Origin of the sequence: Microvirga ossetica (genome assembly GCF_002741015.1) — a bacterium.
Taxonomy (GTDB): Bacteria; Pseudomonadota; Alphaproteobacteria; order Rhizobiales; family Beijerinckiaceae; genus Microvirga; species Microvirga ossetica.
The window spans coordinates 5,701,268-5,722,895 of the sequence record NZ_CP016616.1 but is presented as its reverse complement, the minus strand read 5'-3'; the positions used below and the strand labels follow the sequence as shown (position 1 = coordinate 5,722,895).

The 21,628-nt window shown below is 64.9% G+C and carries 19 protein-coding genes and 1 pseudogene; 14 read left to right on the top strand and 6 right to left on the bottom strand.

Translation table 11 applies throughout. The features are described 5' to 3' along the window. Nucleotides 1–47: 47 nt before the first annotated feature. Complete coding sequence (locus BB934_RS27175) at nt 48–1,820, bottom strand: adenylate/guanylate cyclase domain-containing protein (protein WP_099512458.1); 1,773 nt, start codon at nt 1,818–1,820, stop codon at nt 48–50. Nucleotides 1,821–2,024: 204 nt separating this feature from the next. Between BB934_RS27175 and BB934_RS27170 the strand changes: the two genes are divergently transcribed. Then, nucleotides 2,025–3,773: a methyl-accepting chemotaxis protein gene (locus BB934_RS27170; RefSeq protein WP_099512457.1), complete on the top strand. Its 1,749-nt coding sequence runs from the start codon at nt 2,025–2,027 to the stop codon at nt 3,771–3,773. Here BB934_RS27170 and era read toward each other — a convergent pair. The 5 genes from era to BB934_RS27145 form a co-directional block, all read right to left on the bottom strand. Beyond that, on the bottom strand, nt 3,770–4,687 hold the full coding sequence (gene era, locus BB934_RS27165) for a GTPase Era (protein ID WP_099512456.1): 918 nt from the start codon (nt 4,685–4,687) through the stop codon (nt 3,770–3,772). The genes BB934_RS27170 and era overlap by 4 nt on opposite strands. Next, the gene (gene rnc / locus BB934_RS27160) at nt 4,674–5,384 is read right to left on the bottom strand and encodes a ribonuclease III (RefSeq protein ID WP_237050115.1); all 711 of its coding nucleotides are present in this window, start codon (nt 5,382–5,384) and stop codon (nt 4,674–4,676) included. Before rnc ends, era begins: the two co-directional genes overlap by 14 nt. Nucleotides 5,385–5,388: 4 nt before the next feature. Further along, entirely contained in the window at nt 5,389–6,165 is a 777-nt protein-coding gene (lepB, locus tag BB934_RS49320) for a signal peptidase I (protein WP_162299198.1), read from the bottom strand. 165 nt (nt 6,166–6,330) lie between these two features. Next, a complete protein-coding gene (acpS, locus tag BB934_RS27150) occupies nt 6,331–6,729 on the bottom strand; it encodes a holo-ACP synthase (RefSeq protein WP_099512453.1) in 399 nt (132 codons plus the stop codon). Next, the gene (locus BB934_RS27145) at nt 6,726–7,484 is read right to left on the bottom strand and encodes a pyridoxine 5'-phosphate synthase (protein ID WP_099512452.1); all 759 of its coding nucleotides are present in this window, start codon (nt 7,482–7,484) and stop codon (nt 6,726–6,728) included. Before BB934_RS27145 ends, acpS begins: the two co-directional genes overlap by 4 nt. Nucleotides 7,485–7,926: 442 nt before the next feature. Here BB934_RS27145 and rpsF point away from each other — a divergent pair, with 442 nt between their 5' ends. The 13 genes and pseudogenes from rpsF to BB934_RS27080 all read left to right on the top strand — a co-directional run bounded on the left by rpsF (nt 7,927) and on the right by BB934_RS27080 (nt 21,621). Further along, complete coding sequence (gene rpsF, locus BB934_RS27140; RefSeq protein ID WP_099512451.1) at nt 7,927–8,331, top strand: 30S ribosomal protein S6; 405 nt, start codon at nt 7,927–7,929, stop codon at nt 8,329–8,331. Between the two features lie 2 nt (nt 8,332–8,333). Next, entirely contained in the window at nt 8,334–8,594 is a 261-nt protein-coding gene (rpsR, locus tag BB934_RS27135; RefSeq protein WP_036353512.1) for a 30S ribosomal protein S18, read from the top strand. A gap of 259 nt (nt 8,595–8,853) precedes the next feature. Then, a complete protein-coding gene (locus BB934_RS27130; RefSeq protein WP_099512450.1) occupies nt 8,854–9,816 on the top strand; it encodes a DUF2232 domain-containing protein in 963 nt (320 codons plus the stop codon). 23 nt (nt 9,817–9,839) lie between these two features. Continuing rightward, nucleotides 9,840–10,406 (top strand): 50S ribosomal protein L9, encoded by a 567-nt coding sequence (rplI, locus tag BB934_RS27125; protein WP_099512449.1) that lies wholly within the window; start codon nt 9,840–9,842, stop codon nt 10,404–10,406. A gap of 407 nt (nt 10,407–10,813) precedes the next feature. Then, complete coding sequence (locus BB934_RS27120) at nt 10,814–12,307, top strand: replicative DNA helicase (RefSeq protein WP_099512448.1); 1,494 nt, start codon at nt 10,814–10,816, stop codon at nt 12,305–12,307. Beyond that, nucleotides 12,304–13,470, top strand: coding sequence for an alanine racemase (alr, locus tag BB934_RS27115; protein WP_418294725.1), 1,167 nt, complete (start codon nt 12,304–12,306; stop codon nt 13,468–13,470). The genes BB934_RS27120 and alr overlap by 4 nt, the downstream gene beginning before the upstream one ends. Next, a complete protein-coding gene (gene radA, locus BB934_RS27110) occupies nt 13,470–14,879 on the top strand; it encodes a DNA repair protein RadA (protein WP_099512447.1) in 1,410 nt (469 codons plus the stop codon). The genes alr and radA overlap by 1 nt, the downstream gene beginning before the upstream one ends. Before the next feature lie 144 nt (nt 14,880–15,023). Beyond that, nucleotides 15,024–16,244: a calcium-binding protein gene (locus BB934_RS48850; protein ID WP_099512446.1), complete on the top strand. Its 1,221-nt coding sequence runs from the start codon at nt 15,024–15,026 to the stop codon at nt 16,242–16,244. Between the two features lie 332 nt (nt 16,245–16,576). Next, entirely contained in the window at nt 16,577–17,188 is a 612-nt protein-coding gene (locus BB934_RS27100) for a CvpA family protein (protein ID WP_099512445.1), read from the top strand. A gap of 110 nt (nt 17,189–17,298) precedes the next feature. Then, nucleotides 17,299–18,786, top strand: a complete 1,488-nt coding sequence (purF, locus tag BB934_RS27095; RefSeq protein ID WP_099512444.1) for an amidophosphoribosyltransferase — start codon at nt 17,299–17,301, stop codon at nt 18,784–18,786. Between the two features lie 3 nt (nt 18,787–18,789). Further along, complete coding sequence (locus tag BB934_RS27090) at nt 18,790–19,536, top strand: SDR family NAD(P)-dependent oxidoreductase (RefSeq protein WP_099512443.1); 747 nt, start codon at nt 18,790–18,792, stop codon at nt 19,534–19,536. Nucleotides 19,537–19,959: 423 nt separating this feature from the next. Continuing rightward, a complete protein-coding gene (locus BB934_RS27085) occupies nt 19,960–20,580 on the top strand; it encodes a LysE family translocator (protein ID WP_099512442.1) in 621 nt (206 codons plus the stop codon). Between the two features lie 89 nt (nt 20,581–20,669). Then, a pseudogene (locus BB934_RS27080) lies at nt 20,670–21,621 on the top strand (IS630 family transposase). The last annotated feature ends 7 nt before the right edge of the window (nt 21,622–21,628 follow it).

The following is a 21,628-nucleotide window of genomic DNA, read 5'->3' as shown; positions in this document are numbered from 1 at the left end:
GGTGAAGGGACCGGGGGCTCTTTAAATCTTCCGGTCCTTTTTAATCTTCATTCTGGAAGGCCTGCCTGGCGCAGGCCTTCCGCGAAGCGATCCAGGACTTCCTTGCTGAAGGCCAAGGCCTGCAGGATGTCCGAGATCCTGATTTCGGGATAATCCTTGAGCAGTTCACCGACGCTGTCCCGGGCTTTGTCGAGTTCTCCCGCCAAAGCATAGGCCGGCGCCAACGTCCGGTGGACCCAGATCGCGCTCGGCTTGGACCTCAAGGCCTTTTCCATCCATTGCGCCGCCGCCTCGTAGCGCCTCGCAATGAAGTGAGCACCACCGATGCCAACTTCGCAGTTGAAAGCCATCGGATCGAACGGGCTCAGGCGCAGTGAACGTTCGAACTGATCGATAGCGGTTTCGGGATCGTCCAGATAGTCGCGCAACCAACCGCTCCGGTTCCAAGCCCAGGCCGAGTTGGGATCGAGAGACAATGCCCGATCGAGCATCGACGCGGCACGCTGGAATTCGCGCGTGATCGTGAGAGCCGCGCCAAGCACCGTCAGGATGAAGGGATCATCGTGGGCCAGGGCCGCGGCAGCCTGCGCAAGGCGCAACGTCTCGCGCTTATCTTCCTGGATATTCGTCGACCAGTTGTAGACGACGCGCTGCCCGCGGCACCACGCGGCGAGCGACAGGGCCGATGGATAATCGGGATCGAGACGCAGAGCCTCCTCGAGCAGCTTCGTCGCTTCGCAGTTGTCACCGTATTCGAGCGACCAGACATAGGGCAGCGCACGCATAACGAGGTCGTAGGCATCGAGGTTGTCGGGACGCTTGCGCCTTGCCCGCTCGATTTCGGCGGCGCGGATCGACGGCTCGATCGATCCCACCACGCTGGCCGTTATCTGATCCTGCAGGTCGAAGACGTCTGCGACGACACCGTCGTAATGCTCGGCCCACATATGCATCCCCGTTGCTGCATCGATCAGCTGCGCGGTAATGCGGATCCTATCACCGGATCTCCTAACGCTCCCTTCGAGCACATATCGCACACCGAGTTCGCGACCGATTTGCGGCACGTTCACCGATCGTCCCTTGTAGGTGAAAGTCGTGTTTCGGGCGATGACGAGAAAGGACCTGAACCGGGACAGGGCCGAGATGATGTCCTCGACGATACCGTCGGCGAAGTATTCCTGCTCTGGATCCTTGCTGAGATTGACGAAGGGCAGAACGGCGATGGAGGGTCTGTCCATCGCCGGTGCGGCAAGCTTCCGTCCGCCGGCGGCAACCGCGGCGTCCGCACTTAACAGGATGCAATAGACCCGGATCGGCCGGCCGATGTTCTTGAACTGGTGCTCGCCCTGGTCCTCGAACGTGTAGGGAAGCTTGTCGCGCACTTCTTCGTAGACTTTGCCGGACAGGCAGATGCCCCCCGGCGGCGACATCTGCTCCAAGCGGGACGCGATGTTCACCCCGTCGCCGAAGATGTCGCCATCCTCCTCGATCATGATGTCGCCGAGATTGATCCCGATCCGCAGCTTGAAAGGCTTGACCGGCTCGTCCGAAGCGGCGGCGACCGCTTCCTGCAGGTCGACCGCGCAGCGGACGGCCGCCAGCGGGCTCGCGAACTCGACGAGGAAGCCGTCTCCGACCGTCTTCACCAGCCGGCCTCGATGGGCCTGAATTCCCGGCTCGATCACCTGCCGTCGCAGATCCCTGAGGCGAACCAGGGTGCCTTCCTCATCCTTCGACATCAGGCCCGAATAGCCCACCACGTCGGCGGCAAGCACCGCTGCGAGACGCCGTTGCGTCGCCTGATCGGTAGGGCTGCTCATTCACGCTCCAGAATGTCAGCGTCGAACGGACCGATTACTTTAGGGAATATTTGGCGTCGGGACAAATGCGTGCGCGGACCGCTCGCCGGAAAAGGTCTCGCATCTGTCGTTTACGACCTTCGGCGGAAGCGGGCCAAGTATTTCGCCTTCCTTAACCTTTTCAGGTGACGTTGAGTTAACAACATAAACGACGAGAGCCCGGCAATGTTCGGTATTCTGCGGCGCGCCCCGCAAATCGACGATGTGAACGAAGTCATTCGCCTCGTACCGGAGGAATCGACCCCGCCAGCCCCGCGCGAAGACCGCCTCAATACCGAGGTCGTGGACACGCTGGAGGCCGATGTTCTGAAAGCGATCCAGGGAGTCACCCAGGCGATCGCGGTGGCGGCAGCGGATGTGGCAGCCGTCGAGAAGGATTTGGCGGACATCCGCGCCCATGCCGGAGAGCTGGCCTCTTCCGGCCGGACCGCATCCCAGGAAACTCTCTCGCTCGCGTCGTCGACGGAAGAACTGGCCGTGACGTCGGCCGAGATCGGCCGCGCGATGGAGCATGCGAGCGAGCGCGTCGACAACGCGATCCAGGCGGCGCAGAAGGCTAGCGATCTCATCGCGCAACTCTCCGCCGCCACGGCCGAGATCGTCGGGATCGTGGACACGATCTCCTCGGTGGCGCGCCAGACCAATCTGCTCGCGCTCAATGCCACCATCGAGGCCGCCCGCGCAGGCGCCGCCGGTCGGGGCTTTGCCGTCGTGGCGAGCGAGGTGAAGGTGCTTTCGACCCAGACCGGCAAGGCTGCGGACGACATCCGGCAGCGGATCGACCGCCTGCGCGACACGGCCCAGTCATCCACCGGCGCGGTGACCGAGGTCGTCGAGGCGATTCAGGGCGTGCGTCCGGTCTTCGACAGCGTGCGTCATTCGATCGGCGAACAGAACACGGCGATTGCTGAGACGTCGCGGCTCGCCAGCGTGACCTCCGGCAGCGTCGGCAAAGTGAGCGAACGCGCGGGCGACGTCGATTCCATTTCTCTCGGCGCGGGCCAAAGGGCCCATCAGGCCGACCGCGCGACGACAATCGCGGACGGTCTCGCGAAGGCCCTGGGCCAGCGCTTCGTCACGGTCGTGCGCCAGAGCGAAATCGGCGACCGCCGGCAGGCGGACCGCCTGCCGGTCGACCGTCCGGCAACGATCCGGATCGGAGGGCGAAGTGCCGCGTCACGGCTGATCGACATCAGCACCGGCGGCGTGCTGCTGGCTCCCGTTCCCGACCTGAGGGTCGAGGTGGGCGGCAGCGCCGATCTCGACATTCAGAATCTGGGCCGCGTCCCCGTGCGGATCGTCGCCACGAGCGCGATGGGTCTCCATTGCGCCTTCGGCCGCCTCGATGCCGAGGCGCGGGCGCGGATCGACGGCTTCATCGCCCAGGTCGAGGCGGCCTACAGGCCGCGCATCCTTCTCGCCCAGGAAACGGCCCGTCAGGTCGAGGGCCTGATCGAGCGGGCGGTGGAGGACGGCGCGATCTCCCGCGAGGCCGCGTTCGATATGGATTACAGGCTGGTGCCGGGCACGGATCCCGTTCAATACGGCACGGCCTATCTCCCGGTCTTCGAACGGCTGCTGCCGTCGATCCTCGAGAGGGTGCTGGCCTCTGATGCGAGCATGGCCTTCTGTCTCGCCATCGACCGCAACGGCTACATCCCGGTCCACAACCGGATCTATTCTCAAGCCCAGCGCACGGGCGATCCGGTGTGGAATGCCGCCAATTCCCGCAACAAGCGCATCTTCGACGACCGCGCCGGCATCACCGCCGCGCGCTCCACGCGCCCCTTCGTCGTGCAGGCCTATGCCCGCGACATGGGCGGCGGCAAGATCGTGATGATGCAGGAGGTGGATGCACCCATCCGCATCTTCGGACGCCACTGGGGCGGGCTGCGCACGGCCTACAAGCGCTAGCCGCCGCGCGGGAACTCCAGGCCCATCTCGCGATAGCGCTCGGGATCGTCGCTCCAGTTCTCGCGCACCTTCACGAAGAGGAAGAGGTGGACCTGCGCCTCGGCGATCTCGGCGATCTCCCTGCGCGCGGCCTGGCCGATGGCCTTGATGGTCTGCCCGCCCTTGCCGAGCACGATCTTGCGCTGGCTGTCGCGCTCGACGAACACGGTCTGCTCGATGCGCACGGAGCCGTCCGGACGCACCTGCCACTGATCCGTCTCGACGGTGGACTGATAGGGCAGCTCCTCGTGCAGGCGCTCGTAGATCTTCTCGCGGGTGATCTCGGCGGCGAGCATGCGCAGCGGCGCGTCGGAGATCTGGTCTTCCGGATAGAGCCAGGGCCCTTCCGGCATCATCGCCGCGAGCTGGCGCTTCAAGGTCTCGATGCCGTCGCCCTTCAAGGCGGAGATCATGAAGGTATGGGCGAAAGGCACCGCCTCGTTGACCTTCGCGGCCATCTCCAGCAGGCGCGAGCGCTCGATCAGGTCGATCTTGTTGAGGATCAGCACCTTCGGCCGCTTGAGATCCGGAAGCTTTGCCAGGATCGCCTCGGCTTCCTCGTCGATGCCCTTGCGCGCGTCGAGCAGCAGCGCAATCACGTCCGCATCGCCCGCTCCGCCCCAGGCCGAGGTCACCATGGCCCGGTCGAGGCGGCGCTTCGGCTTGAAGATGCCGGGCGTATCCACGAACACGATCTGCGCCTCGCCCTCGATGGCGATGCCGCGCACCAGCGCCCGCGTCGTCTGCACCTTGCGCGAGACGATGGAGACCTTGGAGCCGACGAGGGAGTTCAACAGGGTCGACTTGCCCGCATTCGGCGCACCGATGAGGGCGACGAAACCGGCCTTCGTGCCGGTCTGCTCAGGCTGCTCCATGGTCTTCCTCCGTCCAGACGCCCTCTTTCATGAGAAGGCTCCGCGCCGCCGCCTGTTCCGCAATACGCTTCGACGTGCCTGAGCCGAACTCGTTCTCCGCACCCTTGACCTTCACGACCACCCGGAACTTGGGCGCGTGATCCGGCCCGATCTGCTCGACCACCGAATAGGTGGGCGGCGGGAGGCCTCTCCCCTGCGCCCATTCCTGCAGCGCGCTCTTCGGGTCGCGGAGCGGGCGGCGGGGGGCCTCAACCAGTTCCTGGAAAGCGCGCTCGACGAGATCCCTGGCGGCCTCGTAGCCGCCGTCGATGAAGACCGCGCCGATGATGGCTTCGCAGACATCCGCCAGGATGGTCTGGTTGCGCCGCTCGCCGGCATGCGCCTCGCCGGCGCCGAGCTTCAGATAGGGACCCACATCCCAGGCCGTGGCGATCTCGGCGCAGCTTTCCCGGCGAACGAGTTCCGCCAGACGCCGGGAGAGCTCGCCTTCCGGCGCCCCGGGGAACGTCCTGAAGAGCAATTCGGCGATGGCGAGGCCGAGCACACGGTCGCCCAGGAATTCCAGGCGCTGATAGCTCTGCCCACCGGCCTGCGGAGCGCTGACATGGGTCAGCGCCTCATCAAGGAGCTCAGGTTTTTCAAAGCTGTAGCCAAGCTTCTTCAGAAGCTCGTCGAGATTCGGCTTGCGGCGGGCCACGGCTTTAGCGGATCCGCTCGAAGAGGCGGTTCCAGCGGATCTTCTGCGGCCATTCCCAGGGACGCCACAGGGACGCGCTCTCGTCGATGGAGAAGAAGATGATCTCCGCCCGGCCGACGAGGTTCTCGAACGGCACCTGGCCGACGCTCGCATCGTCGCGCGAGTCGGTCGAGTTGTCCCGGTTGTCGCCCATCATGAAGAAATGGCCGGGCTGCACCGTGTAGACGTTCGTGTTGTCCCAATAGCCGCGGTCGTTGTCGCGCTCGATGACGAAGTGGCTGACGCCGCCCGGAAGCGTTTCGCGATACTGGGGCACGCTGATGGTGCGGCCGTAGAGGTCGGTGGTCTTGTAATCCTCCACCCGCTCGCGCTGGACCGGCTGTCCATTGATGTGCAGCACGCCGCCGATGACCTGGATCTTGTCGCCCGGCAGGCCGATCACGCGCTTGATGTAGTCGGTCGAGTTGTCCTTCGGCAACTTGAACACGGCGATTTCGCCGCGCTTCGGCTCGGAGCCGAAGATGCGCCCGGAGAAGATGCCGGGGCTGAAGGGAATCGAGTGCTTCGAATAGCCGTAGGAATATTTCGACACGAAGAGATAGTCGCCGATCAGCAGGGTCGGGATCAGGGATCCCGACGGGATGTTGAAGGGCTGGAACAGCACCGTGCGCACGACGACCGCGATCAGGAGGGCCTGGATGATGACCTTGATCGTTTCCCAGAGGCCGCCTTCTTCTTTCTTCACGCTGGTACCTACGTATTTGCTGGTTTTGTCGCTCACGTCACTCGACCTATGATCCTGAAAGGGAACGGCGGGCCCGTCCTCCGCTGCCGCGACCGTCGAGAGAGGATTGCACTCAGCCCCGAGTGCAAACCGCTTCCGACGGCATCGCTGCCGGGCCATGCTCTAACCTAAGGTGCGTCCCGCCGCAACGCAGGCCCTGCCTCAGATAGGAAGCGCCTCGATGATCACGAAGGCTTGAGCCATCGGCGGATCGTCCGTGAGGGATATATGGACGACGGCCCTGTGCCCCCGCGGCGTCATGGCTTTCAGGCGCTCGAGCGCCCCGCCGGTCAGGCGCATGGTCGGCCGGCCGCTGGGCAGGTTGACCACCTCCATGTCGCGCCAGAATACGCCCCGGCTCAGGCCGGTCCCGAGAGCCTTGGCGCAGGCCTCCTTGGCGGCGAAGCGCCGGGCATAGGATGGGGCGCGGGCGGCGCGGCGGTCGCTCCGCGCCCGCTCGCCCTCGGTGTAGATGCGGTGGGTGAAGCGGTCCCCGAAGCGCTCGATGGACTGCTCGATGCGCCGAATGTCGCAGAGATCGGACCCGATCCCGAGGATCATGCCGGCACCTGCGCCCGGCCCTCGTCCATGGCGGCGCGCATGGCTCGGACCGCCTCGTCGAGGCCGAAGAAGATCGCCTCGCCGATCAGGGAATGGCCGATATTGAGCTCGACGATCTGCGGAATCGCGGCGACGGCGCGGACCGAGTCGAGGGCTAGCCCGTGCCCCGCATGAATCTCGAGACCGATTTTGGCGCCGTGCTCGGCAGCCCGGCGCAGGCGCTCGAGTTCGTAGACGATCCTGGCCTGGTCCCCGTCGACCACCGCTTCGCAATAGGTGCCGGTGTGGAGCTCGACCACGGGAGCCTGGAGGTCGCAGGCCGCGTCCATGACCTCGATCTCCGGCTCCACGAACAGCGACACCCGGATGCCCTCACCCCTCAGCTCCTTGATGGCGGGCCGCAGATGGACATGGGCGCCGATGATGTCGAGCCCGCCTTCGGTGGTGCGCTCCTCGCGCTTTTCCGGCACGAGGCAGGCCGCATGCGGCCGCAACTGCGTGGCGAGGCCGATCATCTCGGAGGTCGCCGCCATCTCGAAATTGAGCGGCACGAACAGCTCCTGCTTGAGGCGCCTCATATCCGCATCCCGGATGTGGCGCCTATCTTCACGGAGATGGGCGGTGATCCCGTCCGCCCCCGCCAGAACAGCCATATTCGCGGCCCGGACCGGGTCCGGATGAATGCCGCCCCGTGCATTCCGCACGGTTGCGACGTGATCGATATTGACGCCGAGGCGTAGGGGAGGAGCGCTCATAAAGGTGTTTTAGCCTAGCCGGGCCCGTTGACCAGAGTGCCTTTATCGTCCGGCGATGCTATTAACGGCAAATAGCGGCCGGAGTGTCATTCCCGGCCGAAGCGCAGCGGAGGGGAAGGGAATCCATAGCGCCGAGCTGGACCGTGGATCCCCTTCTATCGCTACGCTCACCGGGGATAACACCGTCGTATCCTTACCCTTGCCTTCCCACCCCAAATCGACTATAGCCCCCGCTTCGCGTTCGCTCCGGCCGGGGGCTGAACGGACGGTGCGGCTTGCCGCATAGGGGTTTTCTTCACTCCGTCGTCCCGTGTCTCCGCCTTCGACAATCGCTCGGGCCTTGCAGGCTCGAAGGGCTTGGCGCCGATCGGATGCGCGAAACGGCCGAGACACTCTTCATCCAGTGCCGAGGCTTGACCTCAAACCCTGAGAAAGGCCCATTATGCCTCTCTATGAGCATATCTTCATGGCTCGCCAGGATGTCACCCCGCAGCAGGTCGAGGCTATGGTCGACCAGTACAAGGGCGTCATCGAGCAGAACGGCGGCAGCGTCGACAAGACCGAGATGTGGGGCGTGAAGTCCCTCGCCTACCGCATCAAGAAGAACCGCAAGGCGCATTTCACGATGTTCAACCTCAACGCCCCGGCTCCGGCTGTGGCCGAGATGGAGCGTCAGATGCGCATCAACGAAGACATCCTTCGCTTCATGACCATCAAGGTCGAAGAGCTCGAGACCGAGCCGTCCGTGATGATGCAGAAGCGCGACCGCGACGAGCGCAAGGACCGCGAGCGCCGTGAGCGCGACGGTGGCAGCTTCGAAAGCGCCAGCGAAGGCGAGGAGGCTTAATCATGGCATTTGGTGCAACCGGTGGCGCCGCTGGCGGCGGCCGTCGTCCCTTCTTCCGCCGTCGCAAGACCTGCCCGTTCTCGGGTCCCAACGCGCCGAAGATCGACTACAAGGACACGAAGCTCCTGTCCCGCTACATCTCCGAGCGCGGCAAGATCGTTCCGTCCCGCATCACGGCCGTGTCGGCCAAGAAGCAGCGCGAGCTCGCCCAGGCGATCAAGCGCGCCCGCTTCCTGGGCCTCCTGCCCTACGTGATTCGTTAAGACTACTGGGCTGCCCGGTCTCTGAACCGGGCAGCCTACCGGATAGCCATCCTCATCCTGAGGAGCCGCCAAAGGCGGCGTCTCGAAGGGTCAGAATGGCGGTTCTGGCGCTCTCTGGAACCTCCTTCGAGACGCAGCTCCGCTGCTCCTCAGGATGAGGTTGAGGGTTTCTCTATTCTTCGCCCAGCGGTGAAAACCCGCCGGGTCAGTTGGAGCGGAACGCTCCTAACCCTGCCATGAGCAGCGGGACAGCGAGACGATGAATTTTGTAGCAACAGGCATAGGCGCGGGCCTCGTATCGGCCCTTCTGACCGCGGTGATCGTCAAGGCGACGCCGCTGGCTGCCGTGCTGTATCTGCTCGCCCCCATTCCCGTTCTGATCGCTTCGCTGGGCTGGGACCACCGCTCCGGCCTCGTGGCGGGCATCGTCGGCGGCGTGGCCATCGCCCTGATCCTGTCGCCGCTCAGCGGCATCGGTTTTGCCCTCATCACCGCTCTGCCCGCCTGGTGGCTGTCCTATCTCGCCCTGCTCGGGCGCCCTGGCGCGGACGGCACCATGGAATGGTTCCCGGTCGGGCGGCTGCTCGCCTGGACCGCGGCCACGGCGGCGCTGACCATCATCGCCGCCGGCGTGATCTCGACGGGCGGCGATTATGGCGCGTTCGACCAGAATGCCCGTGCAGTGGCTGAGGCCTTCGTGAACACCCAGTTCACGTCCACCGGCCCCGAAGCCCTGAGCGCCGAGACCCGCGAAGAGCTGGTCGGCCTCCTCGCCCGCGCGACGCCGCTTCTGTCGGCGCAGGGCTTCACCACCATTCTGGCACTCTATCTCTGGGCGGCCGCCCGCATCGTCCAGGCCTCGAAGCGGCTGCCGCGTCCCTGGCCTTCGGTGCCGGAACTCGTCATGCCGCGATCCGCCGGGCTGATCCTCGTCGCCGCCCTGGCGATCGCCAGTATCGACGGCTTCGTCGGCGCGCTGGGCATGGCGCTTGCCGGCGCCTTCATCATGGCCTTCTCCCTGCAGGGCCTCGCGGCCATCCATGACCGCACGCGCGGCAAGTCCGGGCGCGCGTTCATGCTGTCGGCCCTCTATGTGCTCATCGTCATTACCCAGGGCATCCTGATGGTTGCCCTGGCCCTGTTCGGCCTTGCCGATTCCGTCTTCGGCCTGCGCCGTCGCTTCGGACGGCGGCCGGGTCCGCCGTCAACCCTTTCCACCTGATCACGAACCTAAAGGAGACAACCATGGAAGTGATCCTTCTCGAGCGCGTCGCAAAGCTCGGCCAGATGGGCGAGACCGTGAAGGTCCGCTCCGGCTATGCACGCAATTTCCTCCTGCCGCGCGGCAAGGCTCTGCGCGCCACGGACACCAACAAGAAGCATTTCGATGCCCAGCGCGCCCAGCTCGAGGCCCGTAACCTCGAGCGCCGCAAGGAAGCGGAAGTCGTGGGCGAGAAGCTGAACGGCCAGAGCTTCATCATCCTGCGGCAGTCCGGCGAGACCGGCGTTCTCTACGGCTCGGTCTCGACCCGCGACCTCGCTGAGACGATGACCGAGAACGGCTTCACGGTCGATCGCAACCAGATCGCCATCAACCAGCCGATCAAGACCATCGGCCTGCACAACGTGCCCGTCGCCCTCCATCCGGAGGTCGAGGTTCACGTGACGATCAACGTCGCCCGCAGCCCCGAGGAAGCCGAGCGTCAGGCGCGCGGCGAGTCGGTCACGACCCGTGAAGAGACCAACCTCGACGATCTCGGCCTCGAGGTCGGCGCTGCCCTGGCCGAAGCCGGCGGCGACGAAGAGCTCTAAGGCTCTTCGGTCGTTCCTGCGGCTCGACCGGCTGGGAGACTCCCTTCACGTCATCACCGGCCTCGTGCCGGTGATCCCGGTCTGTGAAGCGCCGCGGCTCTTCGCATCGGGATGGCCGGGACAAGCCCGGCCATGACGAGAGGATTGGATTAAGCTGGAGCGCTTGTTCCAGTTCTTGTTTTGTTCTAAAATCGCGCTCTCCGTCGATTCGACGGGGAGCGTTCTTCTTTGGGTTTCGGGGTTGCTGGAGAGTCAAGCCGAAGTCTTACGAAAAGATGAACATTGTGAGAATCGAGGACAGTGAGGACAGATCGGGAAGAGTCCCGGCTTCGTGTCCGCGCGGCAACCTTTAGGACACCAATTGCGGTCTAAGAGACTCTAACCCTTCCCTGTTTCCGGAGCGCCAGATGGCCACCGCCAACGCCCTGATCGCCCGTCTCGAGACCGCCGAGCCGCAGTTTCGGACGCCGCCCAGCAATATCGAGGCCGAACAGGCCCTGCTGGGCGCGATCCTGGTCAATAACGATGCCTATTACCGCGTCTCCGATTTCCTCGAGGCCGGCCACTTCATCGAGGATCTGCACCGGCGGATCTACGAGGTCGCGACGAGCCTGATCAAGGCCGGCAAGGTCGCGACCCCGATCACCATGAAGACCTTCCTGGGCGATCAGGACCTCGGCGGCATCACGGTCTCGCAATATCTCGCCCGCCTGGCGGCCGAGGCGACGACCGTCATCAACGCCGAGGATTACGGCCGCACGATCTACGATCTCGCCGTGCGCCGGAACCTGATCAATATCGGCGAGGACATGGTGAACGTCGCCTTCGACGCTCCCGTCGAAACCTCTCCCCGCGACCAGATCGAGGAGGCCGAGCGGCGCCTCTACGCGCTGGCGGAAACGGGCCGCTACGACGGCGGCTTCCAGCGCTTCTCCGATGCGCTCACCGCAGCGATCGACATGGCCGCCGCCGCCTACAAGCGCGAAGGCGCCCTCTCGGGCATCTCGTCGGGCCTGATTGACCTCGACAAGTCGCTCGGCGGCCTGCAGCCCTCGGATCTGGTCATCCTCGCCGGACGCCCGGCGATGGGCAAGACCTCGCTCGTGACGAACATCGCGTTCAACATCGCCAAGGCCTACCGGGCCGAGAAGCAGCAGGACGGCTCCCTGAAGACGGTCAATGGCGGAATCGTCGGCTTCTTCTCCCTCGAAATGTCGGCGGAGCAGCTCGCGACCCGTATCATCGCCGAGCAATCGGGCGTGCCCTCCTACAAGATCCGCCGCGGCGACATGCGCGAGGACGATTTCTACAAGATCACCGAAGCCGCCCGCGAGATGCAGTCGATTCCATTCTACATCGACCAGACCGGCGGCATCTCCATCGCGCAGCTTGCGGCGCGCGCGCGCCGTCTCAAGCGCCAGCGCGGCCTCGACATCCTCATCGTCGACTATCTCCAACTCCTCTCCGGCTCCTCCAAGAAGGGCGAGAACCGCGTGCAGGAGCTCACCGAGATCACCACCGGCCTCAAGGCACTCGCCAAGGAACTCTCGGTGCCGCTGGTCGCGCTCTCGCAGCTCTCCCGCCAAGTGGAATCGCGCGACGACAAGAGGCCGCAGCTCTCCGACCTTCGTGAATCGGGCTCGATCGAGCAGGACGCCGACGTGGTCATGTTCGTTTACCGCGAAGAGTACTATCTGAAGAACAAGGAGCCGAAACCCGGCACCGAGGAATACTTCAAGTGGCAGTCGGAGATGGATCAGGTTCACGGCAAGGCCGAGGTCATCATCGGCAAGCAGCGTCACGGACCGACCGGCACCGTGCAGCTCGCCTTCCAGGCCGACATCACCCGCTTCACCGACCTTGCGGATGAAGACAAACTTCCCGAACGGATTGGCGATTGACCAAGCTTAGATCTCAGACCAACACCATTCGCGAGATCCCTGAGAACGCCGCGGGTGGCGTCCTCCATATCGATCTCGACGCCCTCGCCTCGAACTGGCGCATCCTGCGCGGAAACGCCGGCGGCGTAGACACCGCGGCTGTCGTCAAGGCCAATGCCTATGGCATCGGCATCGAGCAGGCCGTGCCTGCCCTTGCCCATGCGGGCTGCCGCACCTTCTTCGTCGCGCATCTGAGCGAGGCGATTCGCGCCCGTGCCGTTGCGTCCGATGCGGCGATCTATGTGCTGAACGGGCTCCTGCCCGGCACCGGCCCGACCTATGCGGAATTCGATCTGCGCCCGGTGCTCGGCTCCCTCGAAGAGATCGGGGAATGGGCTGCGTTCTCCCGCGCGCAAGACCAGAAGCTGAAGGCCGCGATCCATGTCGATACCGGTATGAACCGGCTCGGCCTCACCGTGCCGCAGGGCCTGACGCTCAAAGACTCAAGTGAGCTGAAGGATTTCGAGACCGCGCTCCTCATGAGCCATTTCGTGAGCGCGGAGGAGAGTGACAATCCGCTCAACATTCAGCAGATCGAAGCCTTCCAGGCCGTGAAGGCATCGCTTCCCGGCATTACGGCATCGCTCGCCAATTCCTCGGGCATCTTCCTCAAGGAGAAGCCGCATTTCGACCTCGCCCGTCCAGGCTACGCGCTCTATGGCGGCAACCCGACGCCGGACCGGGACAATCCCATGCGCGCGGTCGTCGGTCTCGAAGGCCGGATCGCACAGCTGCGCTGGGTCGAGGCGGATCACACGGTCGGCTATAACGGCCGCTGGCTTGCCCTCACGCGGCGCCGCATCGCGACGCTCTCGGTCGGATACGCGGACGGCTACCCGCGCTCATCGAGCGCTCGCGGCAAGAGCGGCGACGAGCTGCTCGCCGGCATGGCGCTCGTGGCGGGCCAGCCCTGCCCGTTTGCCGGCAACGTCTCCATGGACCTGATCACCGTTGACGTGACGGACGTGCCGGAAACCCAAGTGAAGCGGGGCGACACCGTTACCCTGATCGGCGGCGACCTGACCGTGGACGAAGTCGGCCGACGCGCCGGGACCATTGGCTACGAGATCCTCACCAATCTCGGATCGCGCTACGCCCGCGCCTATCGCGGCGGAGAAGGCTGATGGCCAAGCGTCACCCCTCCTTCGTCTGCCAGGAATGCGGCGCGGTCTACAACCGCTGGAAAGGCAAGTGCGAGGCCTGCGGCGGCTGGAACAGCATCGTCGAGGAAACCGGCGCCGCCAGCCCGATGTCTGGCCCTGTCGCCACGCGCCCGTCCCGCGCCAAGGGCCGGATCTTCCCGCTCGAAGGCCTTTCCGGCGAGACCAAGGAGGCGCCGCGAACGCCCTCCGGCATCGCCGAACTCGACCGCGTCACCGGCGGCGGCTTCGTGCACGGCTCGGTCATCCTGCTCGGCGGCGATCCGGGCATCGGCAAGTCGACCCTCCTCATGCAGGCCTCTGCAGCCCTGGCCAAGCGTGGCGAACGCGTCGCCTACATTTCCGGCGAAGAGGCGGTGGCGCAGGTGCGCCTGCGCGCCGAGCGTCTCGGCCTCGGGCAGGCGCCCGTCGAACTCGCCTCGGAGACCAATGTCGAGGACATCATCGCCACCCTGAGCCAGGGTCGCCCGCCGGCGCTTGCCATCATCGACTCGATTCAGACCATGTGGACCGAGACGGTGGAATCGGCCCCCGGCACCGTGACCCAGGTGCGCGGCTCCGCCCAGTCACTGATCCGCTTCGCGAAGACGAGCGGCACGGCCGTCATTCTCGTCGGCCATGTCACCAAGGACGGCCAGATCGCCGGGCCTCGCGTCGTCGAGCACATGGTCGATGCGGTGGTGTCGTTCGAAGGCGATACCGGCCATCACTTCCGCATCATGCGTGCCGTGAAGAATCGGTTCGGCCCGACCGACGAAATCGGCGTCTTCGAGATGTCGGATCAGGGCTTGCGAGAGGTGCCGAACCCGTCCGAGTTGTTCCTCGCCGGCCGCGACATGGCGACGCCGGGCACTGCCGTCTTCGCCGGGATGGAGGGCACGCGTCCGCTGCTCGTCGAGATCCAGGCCCTCGTCGCGCCCTCCTCCCTCGGCACGCCGCGCCGCGCCGTGGTCGGCTGGGACCAGAGCCGCCTCTCCATGGTGCTCGCCGTCCTTGAGGCCCATGGCGGGCTGAAGCTCGGCATGCACGACGTCTATCTCAACGTCGCCGGCGGCCTGCGCATCACCGAGCCCGCCGCCGACCTCGCGGCCGCTGCGGCCTTGATCTCGTCCCTGTCAGGCAATGCGCTGCCGCCGGACACGGTCTATTTCGGCGAGCTGGGTCTCTCCGGCGCGATCCGCCCGGTGGCGCAGGAGCAAGCGCGTCTGAAGGAAGCAGCCAAGCTCGGCTTCTCGAGCGCGATCTCGCCTCAGCCGCGGCTCGACAAGTCCAAGGGCTCGAAGAGCGAGCGCCTCCCTCTGGCCACCTCGGCCATCGGCCACATCACCGACCTCGTCGCGAATATCGCGGTCCGGCGACGAAAAGCATCCTAGATCTGCCTCTTGGTCGCACTGCTAGATCTAGCAGCCGGATTGACAGTTTAGAGTTATTCTATATCTCCTTCTGAGCTTCGATTACCCTTTCGAATTACCTCGGACGAGGTAAGGGCGGACCCACGAGCCTCAGAAGAGAAAACCATGGCCACGATCTCTGTTATTTCTCCCCTTCCCCTGACATTCCCGGAAAATCCCTCACCCAATTTCGTCGTGGCAAAGTTTGAAGTGGTCGATGCTCAACCCGGCGAGACCTTCACGTTCGAGCTCTCCGACAGCCGCTTCGCCATCCGATACGTCGAGGCGGATGATCTCTATGAATTGTACCTTCCGGTCGGAGGCAGCAGCTTCAATTTCGAGGTTGCGCGGACTATCGACCTGACGCTTGAAGGGGTCGGAGACCAGGAGAGCACGGTTGCGGAAACGGATGTCTCGGTCGGTCTAACCGACGTCAATGAGGCTCCGACCGGTATCGCGGTCACGGGCGGAACGATCGCGGACAATGCTGCCGTCGGCACGGAGGTCGCAAGCCTGAAAGCCGTCGATGAGGATACGGGCGATAGCTATACCTACAGCCTCGTGACCGGTCCGGATGGCGCAACTGCTGCGACCAGCAGCCTCTTCACGATCGCGGGCGACAAAATTACGCTCAAGGCCGGTCTCGATGACAAGGATATCGGCACCTATACGGTTTATGTGAAAGCCACGACCCTGGTCGGTGGCGAACCTCAATCCATCGTGAGGCAGCTGACATTGGCCGTTACCGATTTCGTCGAGACGACCAACGGGACTTCCCGCAACAACACGCTCAGGGGCACCGAAGGCGCCGACATCATCAACGGCGGCGGCGGCAACGACAAGATCTATGGCCTTGGCGGAAACGACACGCTCAACGGCGGTACGGGCAAGGACAAGCTCTATGGCGGCGCCGGACAGGATACCTTCGTGTTCGATACGCCCGTGAAGAAGGGCCACTTCGATCATATCGAAGACTTCAAGGCCTCTGACGATACGATCCAGATCAGCCTCGCGGCTCTGAAAGCCTTCAAGGTGAAGGGCCCGAAGACAAGCGACGTGATCTCGAAGAAGGGCTCGGACGATGGTGGCAAGCCCGATAAGAACTCCAACAAGTCCGTCGGTTTCGACAAGATCTTCAAGAAGGGCCAGAAGCTCGAGAAGAAGTTCTTTAATGTCGGCACGAAGCTCAACGACACTCCGGACGGGTCGAACGACTACGTCTTCTACAACAAGAAGAACGGCTTCGTTTATTTGGATATCGACGGCTCCGGCAAAGGCAAGGAGATCGAGATCCTGAAACTGAAGCCGGGGACGATGCTGAGCGCCGACGACTTCCTGTTCATCTGACGCATCACCGCTTTGAGGCCCCGATGCATATCGGGGCCATTTCCCCTCGGTTTCTCTCAAAACTTGGCAAGGGGCAGCGCGACGTCGAGGGACTTGAGCGAGGGACTTGAGAAGGTGCCTTTGCCCTCGCTCGCCCCGCTCGATGGCCGGAAAATCGGCAAGCCGATCATCCTGGTCCCCCCAGAATCGGCCAAGGACACCGGTCCGGGTATGGCCTGCACACAGGCAGCTGGACTTCCCAGGGTGACGAAAGCCTTTCTTAACGCTATAGAGCCAGGCTTCGAACCCGCAAAGGCGGCTCCATTCCTGTCATCTCGCGTAGGCCCGGCCCCATGCCCGTTTCCGTTCTGGACCTCGTCGTTATCGGTATCGTCCTGATCTCCGCCCTTCTGGCCGCCGTGCGCGGCTTCACCCGCGAGGTGCTCGCCATCGTCGCCTGGGTCGTCGCGGCCGCTGCCGCCTGGTACCTGCACCCGACCGCCCTGCCGATCGCGCAGCAATATATCAGCAGCAATACCGTCGCTCTCGTGGCGGCGATCGGCGGCATCTTCGTCGTGACCCTAATCATCGTCTCGATCATCACGGTGCAGATCTCCGACCTGATCCTCGATTCCCGCATCGGCGCCCTCGACCGGACGCTGGGCCTCGTCTTCGGCGCCGCGCGCGGCTTCCTGATCTGCGTGATCGGCTGGGCTTTCCTGGGCTGGCTGCTGCAGGGCAAGGAGCCCCCGTGGGCCACCGACTCGCGGACCCGGCCTGCCATGGAAAACGCCCGCGACAGCATCATCGCCATGCTGCCCGAGAATGCCGAGGTCCTGATCCAGCGCCTGCGCAACAGGGAGGCACCGGCAGAGGCAGAGCCGGCCGAGCCCGATCCGCAGCGCCCGGCGACGCCTGCGCCTGCGGCCCCCGCCGCACCGCAGACGCCCCAGCGGCGAAGCTGAGCGTTACGCTTCACGTTTCCGACAGCGTCACAATAGCCATTGGCGTTCGGCCCGAGGCCGACTAAATAAGGGCCGGCGCCGGTAGAGGCGCGAATCCCAAGGATCGATCGATGTCTGCTTTGTCTGAGACGTGGCAGGTCACCCCGAAACAGGTGAACCTGGACCTCGACGGCGATACCCTGCGTGAAGAATGCGGCGTGTTCGGCATCTACGGGCATCCGGATGCCGCTGCCATCACGGCGCTCGGGCTTCACGCCCTGCAGCACCGCGGCCAGGAGGCGGCAGGCATCGTCTCCTTCGACGGGTCGGTCTTCCACTCGGAGCGCAAGCTCGGTCTCGTCGGCGACAACTTTTCCGACCGGGCGACCATCGAGCGCCTCGACGGCCTGTCCGCCATCGGCCATACCCGCTACTCGACCACGGGCGCGACGGTTCTGCGCAACGTGCAGCCGCTCTTCGCCGAGCTCGACGGCGGCGGTTTCGCGGTGGCCCATAACGGCAACCTGACCAACGGCCTGACCCTTCGCCGCAGCCTCATCCGCGACGGCGCCATCTGCCAGTCCACGACCGATACCGAGGTCATCGTCCACCTGGTCGCCCGCAGCCGCAAGGACCGGGTGATCGACCGCTTCGTGGAGGCGATCCAGAAGATCGAGGGCGCCTATGCCCTGGTAGCGTTGACCAACAAGAAGCTGATCGGCGCCCGCGACCCGCTGGGCATCCGCCCGCTGGTGCTGGGCGAGCTCGACGGCCGCTACATCCTCGCCTCCGAGACCTGCGCCCTCGACATCATCGGCGCCCGCTTCGTCCGCGATGTCGAGAACGGCGAATGCGTGGTGATCTCGGACGATGGGCTCGAGTCGTTCCGCTTCGCGCCCGAGCAGGCGCCGCGCCCCGACATCTTCGAATACATCTACTTCGCGCGCCCCGATTCCATCGTGAACGGCCGCAGCGTCTACGATGTCCGCAAGGGCATGGGCCGCGAGCTGGCTCTCGAATCCGCCGTCGATGCGGACGTGGTCATTCCGGTCCCGGATTCAGGCGTGCCGGCCGCCTTGGGCTTCGCGCAGACCTGCGGGCTTCCCTACGAGCTCGGCATCATCCGCAACCATTATGTCGGCCGCACCTTCATCCAGCCGACCCAGTCGGTGCGCGAGCTCGGCGTGCGCATGAAGCATTCCGCCAACCGCTCCGCCATTGCCGGCAAGCGCATCGTGCTCGTCGACGACAGCCTCGTGCGCGGCACGACCTCGGTGAAGATCGTGCGGATGATGCGCGAGGCCGGCGCCAAGGAGGTGCACTTCCGCATCTCCAGCCCGCCGATCACGCATCCGGATTTCTACGGCATCGACACGCCGGAGAAGGAGAAGCTGCTCGCCGCCACTCACGATCTCGAGCAGATGCGGCAGTATATCGGCGCGGATTCGCTCGCCTTCCTCTCCATCGACGGGGTCTACCGCGCCATGGGCGAGGAGCGTCGCAACGCGGCGCAGCCGCAATTCACCGACCATTGCTTCACCGGCGATTACCCGACGCCGTTGACCGACCTCGCGGTCGCCACCCCGCGCCGTCTCGCCGTTCTCGCCGAAGCCGACTGAGGAATGATGGACAAGCCCCTTCTGAACCGCGTCGCGGTCGTCACCGGCGCCTCGCGCGGCATCGGCCGCGCCGCCGCGCTCGCCCTGGCCGAGGCCGGCGCGCATGTGATTGCGCTGGCCCGCACCCAGGGAGCGCTGGAATCCCTCGACGACGAGATTCGCGCCAAGGGCTCCTCGGCCACCCTCGTGCCGGTCAACCTGAAGGATCTCGACGCCATCGACCGGCTCGGCGCCGCGATCTACGAGCGCTGGGGCAAGCTCGACATCCTGCTCGGCAATGCCGGCCAGCTCGGCGAGCTCGCGCCGATCACCCATATCGACCAGCCGGTGTGGGACGAGGTGATGGCGGTGAACGTCACCGCCAATTACCGCCTGATCCGCTCCCTCGATCCGCTGCTGCGCGCCTCCGACGCCGGCCGCGCGATCTTCATCACCTCCGGCGCCGCCCACAGGCACAAGGCCTATTGGGGCGTCTATTCGGTCTCCAAGGCGGCCCTCGAGGCGCTGGTGCGGACCTACGCCGCCGAGACGGTGACGACGCCGGTCAAGGCGATGCTCCTCAATCCCGGTCCGCTCCGCACCGCCATGCGCCGCGCCGCCATGCCGGGCGAGGATCCGCTGACCTTGAAGACGCCGGACGACCTCGCCCCCCATATCGTGAAGCTCGCCCTGCCCTCCTGGGACCAGACCGGCAAGATCTACGACTTCACGCAAGACGGCAAAGTCATCGAGCCGCAGATGCCGGCCTGAGCGTCTGGCTCATAATTCGCTATGCTCGGATGGATCTCCCTCCCCCTTGTGGGGAGGGACTAAGGGTGGGGGTGTGAGCGCTAAACTGGACCAGCGTGGCGCTCACACCCCCACCTCCAACTCCTCCCCACAAGGGGGAGGAGAGTAAGTCTCGCTTTATGGGCCAGCCTCTGAGGACGCACATCCTCTCCCACGGCGTACTGAACAATGGCCGTTCCCAAGAGTTGTCGAGGGCCACCGGGCGCATCCGCCCTCCCCCGAATTTTCCACCTCTGACCGAACCTGCATGCGCCGTCTCCACCAAACGGTGGACGCGGCGAAGGAGCTTGCGGCGCTAGCCTCGCTTCACCTTCGAAAGAGCGCGGTCCCAGCCTGCTCGCACCAGGCAGGACCGGCGCCCCGAACGGCTCGGCGAGGCAGGTCATGAACGGCATGTCGGCATTTCTGTCGGGAGCGACGGTAGGTTTCGTGATCACCGTGCCCATCGGGCCGATGAGCGTGCTCTGCATCCAGCGGGCCCTGGTCTACGGGGCAGTGGCGGGCTTCGCCACCGGGCTCGGGGCCGCGACCGTGCTTGCGGTCTATACCACCTGCGCGGTGATGGGCGTCGGGCCGGTCATCACGCCGGTTCTCGGCAACAGCCAGGCCTTCATCTCCGTGGTCTCGGCCTGCCTCCTGCTCTGGTTTGCGGCCCGTGTCCTGCGGCGCACCGTGTCGCTCGCCGGCTCGGCGACCGAGCGGCGCAGCGCCATGTCGTCCTATTGCAGCGCGGTTGCCTGCGCCGTGCTCAATCCGCTGACCCCGGCGCTTCTGGCGGCCGTGCTGCCGACCGTCGCGGCGCCGGCGCCGACGGCGGCCTCCACGATGATCGCCGGCGTGATCTGCGCCTCCGTGACCTGGTGGCTGATCGTCAGCGGCAGCGTCGCGGCCCTGCGCTCGAAGCTGAACGTGAGCGTGCTGAACCTGATCAACAGGGCCTCCGGCCTGATCCTCGGCGCGCTCGGCGTGCTGATGGCTGCCAAGGCCTGGGAGCTGAGCATCTAGAGCATCGGCTGTTCTGATTGAATCGGAGGCTATGCGGCGTGACGGCTTTGTGATTCCCTTATCTCGGCCCTCTTTAGAGGAGATGAGCGATGACCAAGTCCTACTCGCTGGATCTGCGGCAACGGGTGGTGCGCTTTGTTGAGGCGGGGCATTCCTGCCATGAGGCCGCGCGCCATTTTGAGGTGTCGGTCGCGTTTGTGGTGCGGCTCATGGCGGCGTATCGGGCCACCGGCAGCCTGGCGCCCAAACCAGAGGGCGGCTGGCGCTACTCCAAGCTCGACCCGCATCGCGAGTTTCTGATCCGTCGCGTCGCCGAGAGGAACGACATCACCATGCCCCAGCTCGCGGCCGAACTGCTGGCCTTGGGCACCAAGATCACGCCGGCGTCCATCGCGCGCTGGTACATCCGCCACGGCTATAGCGTCAAAAAAAACTTTGCGGGCCAGCGAACAAGAACGCTCCGACGTGCGCCAGGCCCGCGAGCATTGGCACACAAAACGCCAGCCGCGCATGCGCCAGGAGCCGCACCGGCTCGTGTTTCTCGATGAGACCGGCACATCCACCAAGATGACGCGCCTGCGCGGCCGCTGCCTCAAAGGGCAGCGTCTGTATGCAAGGGCACCATTCGGCCACTGGCTGACCCAGACCTTTGTCGCCGGGCTGCGCTACTGTGGTCTGACGGCGCCTTGGGTGATCGATGGGCCGATGACCCGTCAGATCTTTGAGACTTATGTGGAGACCCAGCTTGCTCCGACCTTGTCCAAGGGCGACGTGGTGATCCTCGACAACCTGCCGGCGCACAAGAGCGAGACGGCGGCGCAGTGTCTGAAGCAACGCGGCGCCTGGTTCCTGTTCCTGCCTGCTTATTCGCCCGATTTGAACCCAATTGAGCAACTCTTCGCCAAGATCAAAGCACATCTGCGCAAAGCCGAAGCCCGCACCTTTGACGCGCTCTGGCGGGCCATCGGGGACATCTGTGATGGGGTCGAAGCTGAGGAATGCCGCAACTACTTCACTGCCGCAGGTTATGGATTCGTCTGAACAGCCG